General features: G+C 30.4%; 18 protein-coding genes. 13 read left to right on the plus strand and 5 right to left on the minus strand.

All coding sequences use genetic code 11. The annotated features are described in order from the left end of the window. Positions 1–30: 30 nt before the first annotated feature. Positions 31–918: a nuclease-related domain-containing protein gene (locus CD129_RS07030; protein WP_115337278.1), complete on the plus strand. Its 888-nt coding sequence runs from the start codon at positions 31–33 to the stop codon at positions 916–918. A gap of 393 nt (positions 919–1311) precedes the next feature. Here CD129_RS07030 and CD129_RS07035 read toward each other — a convergent pair whose 3' ends face one another. Next, positions 1312–3045 (minus strand): pyruvate oxidase, encoded by a 1734-nt coding sequence (locus CD129_RS07035; RefSeq protein WP_115337279.1) that lies wholly within the window; start codon positions 3043–3045, stop codon positions 1312–1314. 162 nt (positions 3046–3207) lie between these two features. Between CD129_RS07035 and sgtB the strand changes: the two genes are divergently transcribed. The 5 genes from sgtB to CD129_RS07060 all read left to right on the plus strand — a co-directional run bounded on the left by sgtB (position 3208) and on the right by CD129_RS07060 (position 7560). Further along, positions 3208–4026 (plus strand): monofunctional peptidoglycan glycosyltransferase SgtB, encoded by an 819-nt coding sequence (gene sgtB / locus CD129_RS07040; RefSeq protein ID WP_115337280.1) that lies wholly within the window; start codon positions 3208–3210, stop codon positions 4024–4026. An 83-nt stretch (positions 4027–4109) separates the two neighbouring features. After that, complete coding sequence (gene recX, locus CD129_RS07045; RefSeq protein ID WP_115337281.1) at positions 4110–4913, plus strand: recombination regulator RecX; 804 nt, start codon at positions 4110–4112, stop codon at positions 4911–4913. After that, the gene (locus CD129_RS07050; RefSeq protein WP_078358480.1) at positions 4906–5223 is read left to right on the plus strand and encodes a YfhH family protein; all 318 of its coding nucleotides are present in this window, start codon (positions 4906–4908) and stop codon (positions 5221–5223) included. Before recX ends, CD129_RS07050 begins: the two co-directional genes overlap by 8 nt. 12 nt (positions 5224–5235) lie before the next feature. Beyond that, positions 5236–6783: an ABC transporter ATP-binding protein gene (locus tag CD129_RS07055; RefSeq protein ID WP_115337282.1), complete on the plus strand. Its 1548-nt coding sequence runs from the start codon at positions 5236–5238 to the stop codon at positions 6781–6783. A 9-nt stretch (positions 6784–6792) separates the two neighbouring features. Then, positions 6793–7560, plus strand: a complete 768-nt coding sequence (locus CD129_RS07060) for an ABC transporter permease (RefSeq protein ID WP_078358482.1) — start codon at positions 6793–6795, stop codon at positions 7558–7560. Between the two features lie 81 nt (positions 7561–7641). Here the strand turns inward: CD129_RS07060 and CD129_RS07065 are convergent, their stop codons facing one another. Further along, positions 7642–8616: a metal-dependent hydrolase gene (locus CD129_RS07065; RefSeq protein WP_115337283.1), complete on the minus strand. Its 975-nt coding sequence runs from the start codon at positions 8614–8616 to the stop codon at positions 7642–7644. Positions 8617–8716: 100 nt separating this feature from the next. Here CD129_RS07065 and mutY point away from each other — a divergent pair, with 100 nt between their 5' ends. The 4 genes from mutY to CD129_RS07085 all read left to right on the plus strand — a co-directional run bounded on the left by mutY (position 8717) and on the right by CD129_RS07085 (position 13843). Further along, entirely contained in the window at positions 8717–9748 is a 1032-nt protein-coding gene (gene mutY / locus CD129_RS07070) for an A/G-specific adenine glycosylase (RefSeq protein WP_078358484.1), read from the plus strand. Positions 9749–9829: 81 nt separating this feature from the next. Further along, positions 9830–10378 (plus strand): nucleoside tri-diphosphate phosphatase, encoded by a 549-nt coding sequence (gene ntdP, locus CD129_RS07075; RefSeq protein ID WP_078358485.1) that lies wholly within the window; start codon positions 9830–9832, stop codon positions 10376–10378. A 67-nt stretch (positions 10379–10445) separates the two neighbouring features. Further along, complete coding sequence (locus tag CD129_RS07080; RefSeq protein WP_078358486.1) at positions 10446–12185, plus strand: ABC transporter ATP-binding protein; 1740 nt, start codon at positions 10446–10448, stop codon at positions 12183–12185. A 65-nt stretch (positions 12186–12250) separates the two neighbouring features. Next, entirely contained in the window at positions 12251–13843 is a 1593-nt protein-coding gene (locus tag CD129_RS07085; protein ID WP_115337284.1) for an FMN-binding glutamate synthase family protein, read from the plus strand. Positions 13844–13910: 67 nt separating this feature from the next. Here the strand turns inward: CD129_RS07085 and CD129_RS07090 are convergent, their stop codons facing one another. Both CD129_RS07090 and CD129_RS07095 read right to left on the minus strand, forming a co-directional pair. Then, on the minus strand, positions 13911–15005 hold the full coding sequence (locus CD129_RS07090; protein ID WP_107509721.1) for an FUSC family protein: 1095 nt from the start codon (positions 15003–15005) through the stop codon (positions 13911–13913). 95 nt (positions 15006–15100) lie between these two features. Further along, positions 15101–16387 (minus strand): glutamate-1-semialdehyde 2,1-aminomutase, encoded by a 1287-nt coding sequence (locus CD129_RS07095; RefSeq protein ID WP_107509720.1) that lies wholly within the window; start codon positions 16385–16387, stop codon positions 15101–15103. Positions 16388–16471: 84 nt separating this feature from the next. On the opposite strand from CD129_RS07095, the gene bcp reads away from it, so the two are divergent. From bcp to perR, 3 genes are all read left to right on the plus strand, one after another. Continuing rightward, complete coding sequence (gene bcp / locus CD129_RS07100; RefSeq protein ID WP_078358490.1) at positions 16472–16930, plus strand: thioredoxin-dependent thiol peroxidase; 459 nt, start codon at positions 16472–16474, stop codon at positions 16928–16930. Positions 16931–16935: 5 nt separating this feature from the next. Next, a complete protein-coding gene (locus tag CD129_RS07105) occupies positions 16936–17889 on the plus strand; it encodes a phosphoglycerate dehydrogenase (protein WP_078358493.1) in 954 nt (317 codons plus the stop codon). A gap of 78 nt (positions 17890–17967) precedes the next feature. Then, positions 17968–18420: a peroxide-responsive transcriptional repressor PerR gene (gene perR, locus CD129_RS07110; RefSeq protein ID WP_078358491.1), complete on the plus strand. Its 453-nt coding sequence runs from the start codon at positions 17968–17970 to the stop codon at positions 18418–18420. 25 nt (positions 18421–18445) lie between these two features. On the opposite strand, the gene CD129_RS07115 is transcribed toward perR, so the two are convergent. Next, entirely contained in the window at positions 18446–18886 is a 441-nt protein-coding gene (locus tag CD129_RS07115) for a YgzB family protein (protein ID WP_078358492.1), read from the minus strand. Positions 18887–19341: the final 455 nt, after the last annotated feature.

Genomic DNA, 19341 nt, shown 5'->3' on the forward strand with positions numbered 1-19341 from the left:
TTTTTTATAATATGAAAAGGAGTACGAATTATGGAGATAATTAAAGATGAAAAATATTTAAAATCAATAATAGGACGTGCTGAATTAAGCGACAATTTATTTAACAAAGTACAAAATAAATCTAGTGGAAATGATGGTGAAAGATATTTTAACGCTATTTTGAAATGTATGGAGCATATCGTTTATATAAATGATTTTCAATTTACATTAAATAACCAAGTACAAATTGATATGTTAGTTATTGATGATCGAGCAATATATTTATTCGAAATCAAAAATTATAAAGGCATTTATTACTTGGAAGATACCTTCTTTAAAAATAATTATGGTAATTCTATCACATCACCATTAATTCAAATCGAAAGAGCAAAGAATGAATTTCATAACCTGTGTAAATATCTCGAGATAGATAGACCCATTATATCTAAACTAGTATTTACAAACCCTTACTTCAACTTCAAAAATCCAACCCCTTATAAAGAAAGAATCATCTTACCCTCGGAATTAGGCATTATAAATCAACTTTTTTCAAATCAAAATCCAGAAGAAAATATAAAAATAAAACAAAAGCTATTAGCAGAAAGAAATAGTTTTGATAATCAATACTATAAAAGCATTACATTACCATTTAAAAACATAAAACCTGGAATTAAATGTCCAAAATGTAACCATATGTTTACAGTAAAGATAAAACATAAAAGACAAAAATGTACTTGTATGTATTGCGAATCAATAATGGATAAGAAATTTGTATACGAATATAACTTGAAAGAATTATGGTATTTAAAACAAGACAGTTTCACAATTTCAGAAGCAATTTGGTGGTTAGGAGGGGGAACGAGTATATATTCCGTAAGACGAATTTGTGAATCGAGTTTTAAAGCTGTCGGTAGTCGATATAAAAAGTATTATTTATAGAAATGGAGTTTGTCTATATTTTTCTAAGGAGCAAAATTCAGAAGTTCTGCCAGTAAGAACAATCTAAGGAGCAAAATTCAGAATTCTGCCAGTAAGAACAATCTAAGGAGCAAAATTCGGAATTCTGCCAGTAAGAACAATCTAAGGAGCAAAATTCAGAATTCTGCCAGTAAGAAGAATCTAAAGAGCAAAATTCAGAATTCTGCCAGTAAGAAGGATCTAAGGAGCAAAATTCGGAATTCTGCCAGTAAGAACAATCTAAGGAGCAAAATTCGGAATTCTGCTAGTAAGAGCAACCTATGCACCACAATTCAGAATTCTGCCACTAAAACCAAACTTTAGACTCATACAAAAAAGTGCGGTTCGCGTCACATGTGAACCGCACTGCTTTATTTAGAAGAATCTTCTTATGATTGTTTTAAGAGGTGGCATTTTTTCGAGTCTGTTTTCTTCCATTGCTGTTCTTATTTCAAATTTTGCATATCCTTTAGCTTCATCCCATATGATTTTACCTGGGAGTGGAGCAGCGTCTGGATCTACTTTTACATTTATAACAACTGGTTTATTTGCATGTTTAGCTTTCTCTAATGTTGGTGCTAAATCTTCTACAGCTGCCACGTTATAACCAATACCACCACAGCTGTCTGCGAATTTAGCGAAATCAATATCACCTAAATCGATTGCATATTCTAGTTCACCGGCTGATTGTTGTTCATATTTTATGAATGATAATTCTTGGTTATTAAGTACAACTACAATAATTGGTAGTTTATAGTTAACAGCTGTAACGAAGTCTTGCATGACCATTGCGAAACCACCATCACCAGCTATAGCAATTGCTTGTTTATCTGGGTATGCTATTTTACTTGCGATAACACCTGGTAAGGCACATCCCATTGTTCCAAGCCAAGATGATGTAATGAATTGATGATTATGACCTAATTGTAAATATCTTGTACTCCATACTGTAGAAGTTCCGACATCAACAGAAAATACAGTGTCATCATTAGAGATTTTTTCAATCTCTGACATTAATAGTTCTGGTCTTATTGGTAAACTCTTATTATTACGATCTTCATCTAACCATTTATTCCAACTCTTCATATTTTGCTGACAGGCTTTAAGGAATTTACGGTCATCAACTTTATTACTTGCTAAAGTTAATGCTGCTAAGACATTTTTTGTATCTCCTATTAAGCCTACATCTACATTAAATCTGTTACCGATATTATTTTTGTTGATATCGATTTGAATACAAGGGATATCTTTGTCTGGTAAGTAATCTACATATGGATAATTAGTTCCGACTAGTATTAAGAGATCTGCATCTTTTGAAGCTTCAAAGGCTGGTTTAGTACCAATTTTACCTAAGTTCCCCATGAAGTTAGGGTGCTTATCAGGAATAATACCTTTTGCTGGTAATGTTATAAGTCCTGGTGCATCTATATGATCTATAAATTCTAACAGTTCATTTTTAGCGTTTTTTGCACCGGCACCAGTTAACACAACTGGTTTTTTACTATTGTTAATTAATTCTGCTGCTTTAGAGATATCTTGATCTTTAGCAAAAGTTACTGCATTTTCAAATCTATATTTTTCTCTTGGTACGTTATCTTCAATTTTTTCGCCTAAAATATCACTTGGAATAGTTAATACTGCTACACCTTTTTTAGCGTAAGCTGTCTTGATTGCTTCATCAACAATTTCGTGAACATTTTCAGCAGAGTCTAATTGTTTATTATAAACTGCTACATCTTCAAAAAGAGCTGTTAGATTAACTTCTTGGAAATATTTTGTGCCTAATAATTTAGAATCGGTTTGTCCAGCCAATACAAGCATAGGTACGTTGTCCATTTTTGCGTCATACATACCATTTAACATATGTATCGCTCCTGGACCTCCTATACTTAAAGCAACAGCTAATTTGCCAGTTAACTTGGCATAGCTACTTGCTGCTAATGTGGCAACCTCTTCGTGTCTAACGTCATAGAATTTAATGTTATCTTCTTCTGTTTTTAAGGCATCTACTACTTTATCTATAGAATCACCAGGAATACCATAAACATGGTCAATCTGCCAATTTTTTAAAACTTGTACAAGTGCATTATTTGCTTTAATTTTTGCCATTTAAAATTCCTCCTCATGTTTAATGTATACCCGAATAGGCTAAAAGTTATACTTCAATATAAGACTCTGGACTGATTTTAATGATTTTAAGTAAAAAGAAGTGTTTAAAATACATATTACAAGCTATAATGATGTAAGAAATACTAATAAGGGAGAATAAAGATGGGGCTATTTAGCAAAAAAAAGAATGATATTCCACAACCTAATTCTCAAGAAGAAGTTCAATATAGACGATATCAACACTATTATCAAGAACCTGTACAACCGAGAAAAAGAAAAAGGGGATCAAAGCTGTTTCTCTTTATAGCAATATTAATTATACTTGTTATTGCATTCTATTTAGCAGTAATGTATATGTTGTCAAGAACTTCTGATGTAGATGAATTAGTTAAAATAGAAGATAAATCAGCATTTGTTCAAGTTGAAGATATGCCTGACTATACTAAAAATGCTTTTGTTGCCGTTGAAGATAAAAGATTTTACGATCATGAAGGTATAGATTTAAGAGGTGTGTCTAGAGCACTTGCAGTTAGTTTGAAAAATGGACAATTAACACAAGGTGGTAGTACCATCACCCAACAAGTCGTGAAAAATTATTTTTACTCTAATGAAACGCAATTAACAAGAAAAGTTAAAGAAATGTTTGTTGCGAAACGGGTAGAAGATAAATATAGCAAAAATGATATTTTAAGTTATTACGTAAATAATATTTACTTTGGAGAAAATAATTATACTATTGAAGAGGCTGCAAATTATTACTTCGGTGCAACTGTAGATAAAAACAATCCGAACTTACCTCAAGTTTCAGTATTACAAAGTGCTATACTAGCAAGTGTTGTTAATGCACCATCTAACTTTGATATTAACAATATAAGTGATAGTTATATGACGAGAATAAAAACTACTCTAGAAAAAATGAAACAACAGAACTATATTACTGATTCTGAGTATACACAAGCTATAAATGAATTAAACCAATAATAAAACACACTGAGTTAAGTGATTAAACTTTTAAACTCAGTGTGTTTTATTGTATCCTATTAATATGTGTGGAGGGATGTAAAGTGCTTAAAATTACTAAAATAGAAGTACAGAAGAAAAATAAAGAACGTTTGAATTTATTTATTAATGATGAATTCGAAATGGGTATTGATCAAGCTACATACATCTACTTTAACTTAAGGAAAGATTTAGAAATAACTAAAAGTAAGTTGCAAGAAATAAAAAATTATGATCAATATAGACAGGCATTAAATCAAGCAATTATATATTTGTCACATAAAAAAAGAACGACACATGAAGTTGAAAAATACTTAGCAGAAAAAGAGTACTCCATAGAATTGATTTCTCAAGTTATAGATTATTGTAAATCAAATAAATACATAAACCACGAAGATTATATTGAAAGTCTAAAAAATACAATATTAAAGACAACTGATAAAGGTCCGGACCATTTCGAAAGAGTAGCAAAAGAAAAAGGACTTGAACCAGAATTGATTTTTACTTATAAAGAAAAATTCGAATTGGAAATGTCTGAAGATAGAATACCTAATATTGCTAAAAAAATAATGCAAAAAAAGAAACAGCCTCCAAATCGACTTAAACAAACAATCGTGCAAACTTTGCAACAAAGAGGCTATGCATTTTCACTAATTAATGAGCATTTAACTGATTTAAATATTGAACCCACATCTGATGATGTAGAAAATATTTTGATGAAAGATTTAGAAAAGGTATATAATAAATATCAAAAGAAATATAATGGATATGAACTCAAATCTCGTGTCATTCAAGCTTTAGTGAGAAAAGGGTATACATTGGATATGATTAATGACAAATTAAGAGAAAGTGGTATTGTAGATGAATAACGAAAAGAAATTAGTAGAAATGAATGAATTTGAACTTAAAAATGTAATCGCTGAATATAGGGAAAAGATGAGAAAATCAGAAATGATGGGTATACTTAATGAATATGAAGTATATAAAAGAAAAGCGCTCATAGCAGAAAGTTACCTTGTAGATACTTCGAAAATTGAAATTGGAAAAGTATATGGTTTAGTAGGTGACACACCGAGTTACTTTAAAGTTGAACGTATTAAAGGCGTATTTGCTTGGGGATTTAGATTAAAAGGTTCAAAAATTGAAGAAGGCATTCCTGTAAGTCTTCTACAACTATAATGGTGGTGCAGAATGACACAGCAAATATTACTAAGAGTTGTAAACGCAACTAAATATTACTATGAAAATAAACAACAAAATAAATTTAAATCATTATTTAAATTAAAACATTTAGATAAAAATATTGTGTTAAAGAATGTAACTGTTCATTTATATAGAGGTGAAGTTCTAGGAATTATTGGTGATCATGAATCAGGTAAAGAAATGATTAGTAAACTGATGATTAAAGAAGTTGCACCTAACTTAGGAAAAGTAACAAATAAAGAACAAACATTTTTAGCAGACGTTACTCATAAAGCTAATGATCATCAAACACTTAATGAATTGGTAATTCGGACATTGAGCTTATCAGGAGTTAAATTAGAAGATATCTCAACAATTCAGAAGCAGATTTTAAGCTTTGCTAAGTTAACAGATAAAGGGATAAAGACTTGTAAAGAAATAAACGAAACAGAATATGCACAATTATTAGTTAGTATTGCCAAGTATATGAGACCTACAGTAGCTATTTTCACTAATATTATTCAATATTTAGATGAATCATTTCAAAAAAAATTCAATGAATTTTTGAATGAACAAAAAGAATACGATAGAGCAGCTGTATTAATAGATGATCATCTACATTCAATTGAAAAAATGAGTAATTATCTTATTTGGTTAACGTATGGTCAAGTAAGAAAAGAAGGTACCGTAAATGAAGTATTAGGTGCTTATCGTGATTATCAAATGAAATATAATCAAATTCAAGACAAAAATCAAAAAGAATTATATGATCTAAAATGGAAAATCGATAAACAAGAATTACCTGTAGCACGTGGTGAAGGTTATAAAAGGATGCGTAAATATCAATATGGTAGAATTCCGAAATCCATTGAAAAAACAATATTATATGCTATTACATTTATAATTGGAGCAGTATTTGCAGCATTTTTTATGTTTATAGGAGTTGGAAGTTCACCGACAGATAAAGATGTAGCTACGAAGCAAGTTATTACAACGAATAGTGAACCTAAATACATAGATAAATCAGCATATGTACTTTCTTTAAAGCATGATACTTTACTAACACCTTCATCAAAAGGAAATAAAGTAAAAATTCCACAGTATAGCTTTTTAGATGTTACTGGTGAGAATCAATCAAACTACAGACTTGAAGTAGATAATAAAGCATATATATCTAAGATAAACAATTTGTATTACTTTAATCCAGCAGGACTTTATGAGGATGTTGACTGGTCAGAATTAGAAGACTATGTTGATGGAAGTTATTTAAACTATATAGATTTTTATAATAGCTTTATGCATCAAGATCATAAGAAAGTTTCAGAAACGATAAATGCTGATAAATCAAATCGTTTCAATGAGCAGATGGAAGGCCAAAACGTGCATATGGTGTTCAATAGTGATAATGAATTAACTGGATTTACTTTTGATATTAAAGATAAGCAAAAGTTAATTAAAAAATTTAATATTTCAAGTGATACTTGGGTAGTAAAATCAAAAGACGGTTATATGATAGCAGATTTAGTAGAAAATAAATGGATATTTATTCAATTGTAGGAGGACTTTATGAACGAATTATTTGAACAGCATATTAAACATTTTCCACATATGATCAAATATTGCTTCTTTGAAGTTAAAAATCATTATAAATATTATTTGTCTGCTTTTGCTATTATGTTACTTCTATTATTAATTACTTATTTTAAACTGTTCGTTACTGATGCAATAGATGTGCAACAATCAACTTCTTATTTTAAATTAGTAGGACTTTTTGCTTATATGTGGATATTTTTATCGCTCTTTAATTCTGAAAAGACAGTTAGAAAACAAGGGGCATTGTACAAACGGTTGTCAGTACCATATTACGTAGGTGCCTCATCACAAGTGTTATTAACGATGCTTATGTTCTTAATAGTCGTGACTTTGACAGGTATTGTTTCAACAAGTACTACTAACATTATAGAAATCAATCATTTAGGTTTCTTTTATTATTTAGTTATGGCTTATATTTTACTAGTGCCAATTGCTTCTATTATTGGATTGCTTGGTAAGTATTTATATTCCGCTAGATTCGTCGTTTTCGGATTATTAATATTATTGCTGTTTATAGTGCCAATCTTGTATGTACCTAATAACATGTATGCAGTATGGGTAAATGTATTAAAATTGAATCCACTATTTTATATTATTAATGGTTTTCAACAATCAATGATTCTTGGAAATGATTCAGTCACGAACTTACCTTATCACATACTCTTTTACTTTGAAGTAGCATTTATCTACTTATTCTGGATAAATATTAATAGAGCATATAAAACAAGATACTTTGAATAGAATATTGATATTAGTAAATTAATTAAATTCAAAAACCCTCTCAATCCAATAAATGTCGGATTGAGAGGGTTTTTATGTCTATTATATTTCTAGCTTTTTCATTAATTTTTCTTCGGTAAATACCCATCCAATATAAGAAGTAGTGACTTTCATATCATCATCTAAATGCAATATTGCCACAAATGGATAGTGGCCATTTTTTAAATATCTTAAATCGATAAATCTAAGTTCAGTTGTTTTTTTATCAATTCTAGTAACTTCCCAGCGATAAATAGAACTAAAACTTAAAAATGATCTTAAATTTTTATCATATTTTGCATATGCCATTATATGATCATTAGGAAATGATTGTCTTTTAAATACATCATTAAAAGCAACATTTCGACCATAACTTCGTCCTACATAATCATGTGTTTCTGTTTGTATAGCTATACGCCACTCCATAAATTTAATTGTAGGCGCAACAAATATTTTTACAGGATTATGCTCTTGTTGTATTTGTTTTAGTGCTTGATTCTTAATGGCTTTTTGTAACATGAAACGGACTACATAATAAAAAGCTAACAATAAATATAATGTTCCAAAGGCTAATCCAGGATGAACACCAAGTGTCCAAAATAAAATGGCAATTAAGTGTGCAACGAAAATAATAGGATCAAATGTATTAATAATACTTAATTGGATCCACTTATTGGATATGGGTCTGAGTGCTTGTGTACCATATGAATTAAAAATATCTACAAAAACATGAAAGAATACAGAAAACTGTGTCCATAACCAAATATGCAATACATCTACATTTGGAAAAATAACAAAAATTAGAAATGTTAATATCAAGGGCCATAATAATGTAAAAGGAATTGAGTGTGTTATACCTCTATGGTTTTTAACATAAACAGCATTATTTTTAAATTTTAAAACTGTGTCAATATCAGGTATTTGTGAACCAACCATTATACCAGTCGCCACTGCGGCAAATGTAGGTGTAACATTAGGATCCAATGTTGCAATACCAGTTAAAGCAACACCCATGACAACGTGTGTACCAGTATCCATAAAAATCACCACTTTACTTTAATCTATATGATATATATTATATATCATATATCATAAGTACGGTAATCTGAAAGCAATTCACAAGAAAGTAGTGTCATAGATGATAGAAAAGAATGAATTCAAAGATGATTTGCTTAACTGGTTTCATGAAAATAAGAGACAAATGCCTTGGAGAGAAACCAATAATCCTTATTACATTTGGTTAAGTGAAGTTATGTTACAACAAACACAAGTAAATACTGTAAGACCATATTACAATGCTTTTATAGATAGATTCCCAACAATTCAAGAATTGAGTAATGCTAAAGAAGAAGATGTTTTGAAATATTGGGAAGGACTTGGCTATTATTCAAGGGTTAGAAATTTTCATGAAGCAGTTAAAGAAGTCCAAAATGAATATAATGGAATTGTTCCTGATAATCCAGATGAATTTAAAAAATTAAAAGGAGTCGGACCATATACAAATGCAGCAGTTATGAGTATTGTTTACAATCACCCTATACCAGCTGTTGATGGAAATGTATTACGTGTATGGAGTAGGTTAACTTGCAATCAACAAGATATAGCGTTACCTAAGACGAAAAAAGATTTTGAAGAAGAGTTGCAACCATTTGTAAAAACCGAATCCGGTGATTTTAATCAAGCAATGATGGAATTAGGTGCTACGATATGTACACCTAAGAAAACGCTATGCATAATGTGTCCAGTACAAAACCATTGTTTAGCATTTGCTAAAGGACAAGTATCTGAATTACCAGTTAAAAAGAAAAAAGTGAAGAAAAAAACTATTGAGTATTCAGTGCTCTATATAACGAATAATGACGGAGAAATTCTAGTACGTCAAAGAGATACAAAATTATTAAATGGTATGTGGGAATTTCCAATGTTCGATGCTGAAGATAGCATACATACAATTGAGGAAGAACTTGAAGCGGTTATAGATGTTCAACAAGAACCAATGTTTACAACTAAACATATATTTACACACATGACATGGAACATGAAAATATATAGAGCATATACTCAGAAAAATAACTTTGAGCATCCTTATAAATGGATAAAAAAAGATGATAAAGATAGTTTGTCATTCTCAACTTCCATGACTAAAATTTTTAATAAAGTAAATGAGTAAATTAATAATAAACATAATTTTAGCTTATTTATTTAAATATGATATAATAACTTGGTAAATATTTAAAAGGTGGTGTGGAACATGGTCAAAGAATCCATACCAAAAGAAGGCCAGGTAATTAAAGTACAAAGTTATAAACATGATGGTAATATACATCGTGTATGGTCTGAAACAACAATTCTTAAAGGTACGAGTCATGTTATTATCGGTGGGAATAATCGAACACTCGTAACGGAAAGTGATGGCAGAACTTGGGTAACAAGGGAGCCAGCGATTGTTTATTTCCATGCAGAATATTGGTTTAATGTCATTTGTATGTTCCGTGATGATGGTGTTTATTATTATTGTAATTTATCTTCACCTTTTGTTTGTGATGAAGAAGCTATTAAATATATCGATTATGATTTAGACATCAAAGTTTATCCAAGTGGAAAGTATCATTTATTAGACGAAGATGAATATCGTCAGCATATGAAGCAAATGAATTATCCTAAAGACATTGATGTTATTCTGAGAAGAAATGTTGATATTCTTCAACAATGGATTGAACGTAAAAAGGGACCGTTTGCGCCAGATTTTATTAAAGTTTGGCAAGAAAGATTTCATTCAATTGATAGAAGGAATTCATGAGAATGAAAACGAAACAGCCTAGCAATAGCTAGGCTGTTTCGTTTGGACTATGATTGGGGGAACAGAAATGATCAAAAGGTATTTACAATTCGTTAAACCATATAAATGGCATATTGTAGGTACGATTATCATTGGGATTTTAAAATTTGGAATTCCGTTGTTGCTTCCATTATTAATAAAATATGTAATTGATGACGTTATAAATAATGGAGCATTATCAGTTGGTCAAAAAACAGAAAAATTGGCCTATGCGATGTTAATTATGGGATTTATCTTTGTGGTTTTAAGACCACCAATAGAATATTTCAGACAATATTTAGCGCAATGGACATCAAATAAAATCCTCTATGATATTCGAAAAAAATTATATACACATTTACAAGCACTCAGCTCGAGATTCTATTCTAATAATAAAGCAGGAGAAATAATATCTCGTGTAATCAATGACGTTGAACAAACAAAAGACTTTATTCTTACTGGTTTGATGAATGTCTGGTTAGACTTAGTTACTATCGTAATTGCTTTAAGTATTATGTTTGTGCTAGATGTCAAACTTACTTTTACAGCAATTGCAATATTCCCGTTATTTATTTTTAGCATTTATTATTTCTTCGGCAGATTACGTAGTCTTACGAGAAGAAGATCTCAAAGTTTAGCAGAACTTCAAGGATTTTTACATGAACGTGTTTCTGGCATGTCTGTTATTAAAAGTTTTGCTATAGAAAAAAATGAAGAAGAAAGATTCGACAAAAGAAACCAAAACTTCTTAACAAAAGCAACTGACCATACTAAATGGAATGCTAAATCTTTCGCTGTTATTAATACTGTTACAGATATTGGACCATTACTCGTTGTAGGTGTAGGTGGGCTACTAGTTATTCAAGGTAATTTAACAGTAGGTACATTAGCTGCATTTGTTGCATACTTAGAACAATTATATGGACCATTAAGAAGATTAGTTGCGTCATCAACAACCTTAACGCAAAGTATCGCTTCTATGGATAGAGTATTTCATTTGTTTGATGAAAAGTATGATGTAAAAAATGAAGATGATGCACAAAATATTAACATTAAAGAAGGACATATTTCTTTTGAAAATGTTTCATTCAAATACAATGAATATGAAGACGAGGTACTTACTGACATTAACCTTGATATTCAAAAAGGTGAGACAGTTGCCTTTGTAGGTATGAGTGGTGGAGGTAAATCCACCTTGATCAGTTTATTACCTAGATTTTATGATGTGACTAAAGGAAGTATCAGCATTGATAATCATAATGTAAAAGATTTCACGACTGAAAGCCTTAGAAATCAAGTAGGTATGGTTGAACAAGATAATATTCTTTTCTCTGATTCAATAAAAGAGAATATTTTATTAGGTAAACCAGATGCTACTGACGAAGAAGTCATCGCAGCTAGTAAAAAAGCTAATGCACATGATTTTATTGTATCTTTACCTAATGGTTACGATACCGAAGTTGGTGAACGAGGCGTAAAACTATCAGGTGGACAAAAACAACGTGTTTCAATCGCTAGAATCTTCCTTAATAATCCTCCAGTTCTAGTACTTGATGAAGCTACAAGTGCGCTAGATTTAGAGAGTGAAAAAATCATTCAAGATGCTTTAGAAATATTGAGTTCAGAAAGAACAACACTAATTGTTGCACATAGATTATCAACTATTACCCACGCTGACAAAATTGTAGTGATTCAAAATGGTCAAATTGATGAAGTTGGATCACATAAAGAATTAATGCAAGCTAAAGGTAGTTATTATAACTTATACAATATTCAATCCTTCGGGTAAAATTACAATCCTTCTTACTCTATGCTATTATTAATTTAATAGAGATAGAATAAGGGGGATTTTTTATGACATTTTTAAGCATATTGCAACTGATTGTGAATGTTTTATTTTTTGTAATCATTATAGGTGGATTGATTACATGCATAACGATTTACATTATAGATAAAAGGCAAAAAAATCACAGTGTATTAAGAAATTATCCTTTATTAGGAAGAGTTAGATACTTTTTAGAAATGATAGGACCTGAATTACGTCAATATCTTATATTAAATGATAACGACGGCAAACCATTTTCTAGAAAACAATATTTAAATATCGTTATGCCCGGAAAATATAAAAGCAGAATCGAAAGTTTTGGTTCATTAAGAAAATTTGAAGAACCTGGGTTTTATTTGCAAAATGCTATGTTTCCTGTAGATTATGACGAATTAGAAATTAACCAAGAAGAGTTAATGACTACATATGTTTATAATATTTCGAATGAAGGTCTTTTTGAGCGAAAAGAAAAACAAATACAACAAGAAGTAGAACCTTATAAATTAACACATAATAATGAAATAATAATTGGGGAGAACTTGAAATATCCCTTTAAAGTTAAAAGGTTAGTAGGACAGTCCGGTATGAGTTATGGTGCATTAGGTAAAAATGCAATAACAGCACTATCAAAAGGTCTAGGAAGAAGTGGTTCTTGGATGAATACTGGAGAAGGTGGTTTAAGCAAACATCATTTAGCAGGAGATTGCGATATCATCTTTCAAATTGGACCAGGTCTATTTGGTGTTAGAGATAAAGAAGGTAACTTTGATGAAGAAGAATTTATTGAAAAAGCCAATATTGATCAAGTTAAAGCATTTGAATTAAAATTAGCCCAAGGTGCTAAAACAAGAGGGGGACATATTGAAGGAGCAAAAGTTACAGAAGAAATTGCGGAAATTAGAAACGTAACGCCGTTTGAGACAGTGAACTCACCTAATAGGTTTGAATTTTTGCATAACAACAAAGAGTTATTAGAATTTGTAGATAAATTAAGAACATTATCTAATAAACCTGTTGGAATTAAAATTGTTGTAGGTAATATAAATGATTTAAAAGTACTGATTCACGAAATGGTTTCTACAAACATTATTCCAGATTTTATAACGGTAGATGGTGGAGAAGGTGGAACTGGAGCAACTTATCAAGAATTGGTTGATACTGTAGGATTACCACTCTTTACTGCATTGCCAATATTAGATGTAGAATTAAAAAAACAAAAGATAAGAGATAAAGTAAAAATATTTGCTTCAGGAAAATTAATCACGCCTGACCAAATAGCGATAGCATTAGGTTTAGGTGCTGACCTAGTAAATGTAGCAAGAAGTTTAATGATTAATGTAGGATGTATAATGGCACAACAATGTCATACTAATAATTGTCCAGTTGGCGTAGCTACAACAGACCCTAAAAAAGAAACAGCATTAGTCGTTTCAGAAAAAGAATATAGAGTTTCAAATTATATTGTTAGTTTACATGAAGGGCTGTTTAATTTAGCAGCTGCAGTAGGAGTCAAAAGTCCAACCCAACTCAATGAAAAACATTTATTATATAGAAGTTATAATGGAGATTTGATGAATATCATACAGTACAAGAAATATCTATATAAACAAGACTTAGTATAAATAGAACTCGAAAGAAGTGTTCATCTATAAACTAAAAACAACCCACCATTGATTTGGCGGGTTGTTTTTATAGGTCGAAATCTTCATCTTCAATTTTTATTTCACTATCATCAGGGTGATATTTAAAGTAACTAGATGATAGTTTTTCTAAATGTAATATAGTAGCTTTATAATCTAGCATTGCTGATAGGACTTGCATAACATTCTCAATATAATAGTCTTCTTGATTTGGATTATCTGTAATATCTTTTATAAAGATTTTGATTAAATCTTCTTTATAAGGTTCAACTAAATAATCAGGAACTTGGTCAACTTCATGTTTAGCATTTTGGGATATTCTAACCAATATCTGCTCATGTTGTGCCATCAGTTCATCAAGTTCAAATTTTATTTGGACTTTTATATCATCATTTAAATTATGGATATCATTTTCATAGCGATTCATTTTTCTTAAAACTTCATATGCTCTTCGTGTTGCTGCAATTATTTCTTTGAAAAGGATCTTTTTACGCATTTGAGCAAAAGATTGCTTTTTAGTGTAGGCTCTTTCTTCTTTATAATAAAGATAGAATTGTTCAAGCTTTACTATTCGAGTTCTAATATTCTCTAAGTCTTGTTTTACATAATGAAATTCAGTTGTTCCATTCAAGACTAATCTAAACCATTTGAATATATCTGTTGATATGTTCAATGAATTATAATACATTTTCGTTTCAAATTTAGGTGGTAGAAATGTGAAGTTAACTATAAATGCACTAAGTACACCAATCATTACTAATACAAATCGGTAAAATGCTGATATATAGAAATCTCCTTCATGATGCCCAAGTATAATTAGGGCTGTAACAACTGCTAAGTTTGAAACGTGTTGTAGGTTAAACTTGTATAATATTGAAATAATGATAATTGCTGTTAAACCAATAAATACAACATGGTTACCGAATATAGAAAATATTGTAACAGCAGTTATTGCACCAATAACATTACCTTGAAATTGCTCTACTATCGTTTTAAATGAGCGATAGACGCTTGGCTGCATTGCAACCATTGCAGCTACACCAGCTATTGAAGTTATCATTGTTGGCCCTGGCAGTAAATTTGCTAGAAATATTGCTAGGACAATCGCGATACCAGTTTTAAAAATTCTTGCCCCAAATTTCATAGAACCATTCCTTTTAGTTATTAAAACAGAGTTGTAACAAATATCACAAGCCTAGTATATATTGTTTATACATCGTTTTTAATAACTTTTCAAGTTTATAGTTGAGAAAATGCATGATCAACAGCAATTAATGTCTGTTTTATGTCTGATTCAGTGTGTTCAGTAGTTAAAAACCATGCTTCATATTTAGAAGGAGCCAAATTAATACCTTGGTTTAACATTGCTTTAAAGAATTTGGCGAATTTTTCACCGTCAGTATTTTCAGCTTGTACATAGTTTTCTATTTTTTCATCTGTAAAGTAAAGCGTTAGTGCACCTTTAACTCGATTAACTGTAGCTTGAACGTTATGCTTTTGAATTAATTCTAGCAATCCTTCTTCAAGCTGTTGACCTAATTGGTCTAATTTTTCATATACACCCGGTTGTTCTAAGATTTCTAACAATGCGATACCAGCTCTCATAGATAATGGGTTTCCAGCCATTGTACCTGCTTGATATGCAGGACCTAGTGGAGCGACATGTTCCATTATTTCTTGTCTTCCGCCATAAGCACCAATTGGTAATCCACCACCGATGACTTTACCAAAAGCTGTTAAGTCTGGATAAACACCTAATAAATCTTGAGCAGCACCATAATGGAATCGGAATGCCGTGATAACTTCATCATAAATAACTAATCCACCATGTTCGTGAGTAATGTCATTTACAGCTTCTAAAAAGCCTTCTTTAGGTTCAACCATACCAAAATTACCTACAATTGGTTCAACTAATACACCAGCAACTTGATCTCCCCAATGATCCATAGCTTCTTTAAATGCATCAATGTCATTAAAAGGTACAGTTATAACTTCTTGTGCAACACTTTTAGGAACACCAGCTGAATCTGGAGTACCTAGTTGTGAAGGACCACTACCAGCAGCTACCAGTACGAGATCTGAATGTCCGTGATAACAGCCAGCAAATTTAATGATTTTATCGCGATTTGTAAATGCACGCGCTACTCTTATAGTAGTCATGACTGCTTCGGTACCAGAATTTACAAATCTTATTTTTTCTAATGATGGAATTGCATTACGTAATTTTTTAGCAAACGTAATTTCATATTCTGTAGGCGTACCGAATAAAACACCATCTTCAGCAGCATTTTTAATCGCTTCAGTAATATGTGGATGTGCATGTCCAGCTATGATTGGACCATATGCTTGTAAATAGTCAATGTATTTATTATCGTCTACATCGTAGAAATATGCACCTTTACCTTTTTTCATAACAACAGGTGCGCCGCCTCCAACAGCTTTGTAAGAACGAGATGGTGAATTAACACCGCCTAAAATATATTCGTCTGAAAGTGTTTGTAAATATTCACTTTTTGTAAAATTCATGATATCAACCTCTTTTAATTTAATTATTTTCATTTATATCGTATCATAAAATGATAGAACTATCGTTTATAAGGAGTGTATATAATGATACAAATAGGTGAGAAATTTCCAAAATTCGAATTAAAAAATCAAAATGGTGAAATTGTTAATAGCGAGGATTTAAAAGGAAGTAAAACTATTATTTATTTTTATCCTAGAGATAACACACCAACTTGTACTACAGAGGCTTGTGATTTCAGAGATAATTTAGAGAGCTTTAATGATTTGAACACTAAAGTTTATGGAATTAGTGGTGATAGTGAGAAGAAACATTCTAATTTCTCAGAAAAGCATAGCTTGAATTTTGATTTGTTAGTTGATGAAGATTACAAGTTATCTGAACAAGTAGGCGTTTATCAATTAAAAAAATCGTTTGGAAAAGAATCAATGGGGATTGTTAGAACAACATTTGTTTTAGATGAAGAAGGAATAGTGATACATACGATTGAGAAAGTAAAAGTCAAAACACAAATAGAAGAATTGAAAAACATAATAAAGGGATGATAATGATGAAAGTCGTTACTTTAATGAGACTAAGAGATCAAGAAGAAAGACTGAAAGAAACATTTCCTAATATAGAGTTTACATTTTATAAGCATCCTGATGTTGCTGATGAAAAAGTGTTAGAAAAAGCAGATGTATTAGTAAGTTATCATACCGAAGTAAATGAAACATTTTTAGATAAGTGCAAAAACATTAAATTGATCGCTTGGTTTGCTACAGGTGTAAATCAATTACCTCTAGAATATATACGAGAAAGAAACATAAAATTAACTAATGCAAGAGGTGTACATGCTATACAAATAGCAGAATTCATATTTGCATATATACTGAATGATATTAAAGTGCTTAAACAATCTTATGAATCTCAAAAGAGAAAAGAGTTTAATCATAAACTTAATCCTGAATCAATAAATGATAAAACGATATTATTTATTGGAACAGGTAAAATACCACAAAGAACTGCAGAAGTTGCAAAAGCATTTAATATGAAAGTAATTGGTATAAATACAACAGGACATGAAGCACCAGGTTTTGATGAAGTATATTCTATAGAAGAAAGACGTCAAGTTTATAAAAAAGCAGATTTCGTAGTGAATGTATTACCTGAAACAGAAGATACTATACATTTGTTGAAAACAGAAGACTTTAAACAAATGAAAGATAGTACGCATTTTATTAATGTAGGTAGAGGCTCTGTTGTATCAGAAGCGGTTTTAATAGAAGCATTAGAAAACAAAGAAATAAGATATGCCTCACTAGATGTGTTTGAAGAAGAACCTTTATCACCTACATCTCAACTATATGATTTGGATAATGTGTTTATAACTGCTCACATAACAGGAAATGATAAAAATAATATAAAAAGAAGCACGGATATATTAGTTAAAAATTTAAATCTAATAAATAATGAAGATGTAGAAGGTTTATTTAATGAAGTTAAATCAAAAGCTGGATACTGATTAATTGTTTGACAAAATGCTACTAAAAGGGATATATTATAAATAATAATCATTATAAATTAGAAGGTGGGTGTAAGGATGCAACAAAATGTTGAGAATGTTGAACACATGTTAGACGATGCTATAGGTACTTTAAGAAGTACAGGTGTTAGAATTACGCCACAGCGTCAAGCGATTCTTCAATATTTAATAGAAACAGATAGTCATCCTACTGCTGATGAAATTTATCAGTCACTTTCACCACAATTTCCAAATATGAGTGTTGCTACAGTTTATAATAACTTAAAGGTTTTTAAAGAGACTGGGCTTGTTAAAGAATTAACATATGGTGATGCATCAAGTCGCTTTGATTTTGAAACACATAATCATTATCATATCATTTGTGATCAATGTGGTAAGATATCTGATTTTCATTATCCGAGGTTAGATGAAGTTGAGCAATTAGCTCAACATGTTACTAGTTTTTCAGTTACTCACCACAGAATGGAAATATATGGTGTTTGTCCAGAATGTCAAAGTAAGAATAAATAAAGAAAAAGCTAAAGGTATTTAACCTTTAGCTTTTTTTCTTTTCTTCATTAGTATCTTCTATTTCTTGTTCCTCTAACTTCTTAGATTTACGTTTGTTATTATAATCTTGATTAAATGCTTTACCTTCCAAGTTCTTATCCAAAGTAAGTGGTTGATTACAGTTTGCACAAATATCTGCACGACCTAACATTTTTGTATAATGATCACAGTTTGGACATTGAACCTGTATTGTTCGCGAACTAAGCATACCAATCCAGAAATAAACGACAAATGATAAACCAAGAGCCAGCATTCCTAGTACTAAGAAAATACTAAATACAATTTGGCTTTTGAAATAGTAAAAGAAGAATACACCTACATACATTACAATCATACCTAAAAAGATTAATCCTAATGCAAAAGATCTTATTCTGTTAATTTTACTAGTAGGTTTCTTTCGAAATAGCTTCAATTCTATTCCCTCCATACTAATTAATACTGATAAAGTATAGCATAATTTCTATTAAAATATATAGTACCTTATAAAGCGAAATAATACACAATTTTGTTTATATAAACCGTTGACGTGTTCAATATATCTTGATATTATATAAAAGTCGTCAAAACAGACAGACGAAACAAAATTAATACATTGTTAAAAAGGTTAATGAAGTGTAAATTTAACGCTTGAAATTAACTAAATAACAATGTAATATAAATTATGCAAGTTGATTGATTCGAAAAAGACATCTTGATAAGATTGGTTGATTTGAAAAAAACAAAATATTATTTTTTAAAAATAATACTTGCATTGATATTTAATAACTGGTATAATTGTTTCTTGTAGCGGTTAAAATGAACATTGAAAACTGAATGACAATATGTCAACGTTAATTCCAATAATTGAGTACTTATAGTACTTCAAAGAGTGATTGGCTTAAC

Source organism: Mammaliicoccus fleurettii, assembly GCF_003970575.1.
Classification (GTDB): domain Bacteria; phylum Bacillota; class Bacilli; order Staphylococcales; family Staphylococcaceae; genus Mammaliicoccus; species Mammaliicoccus fleurettii.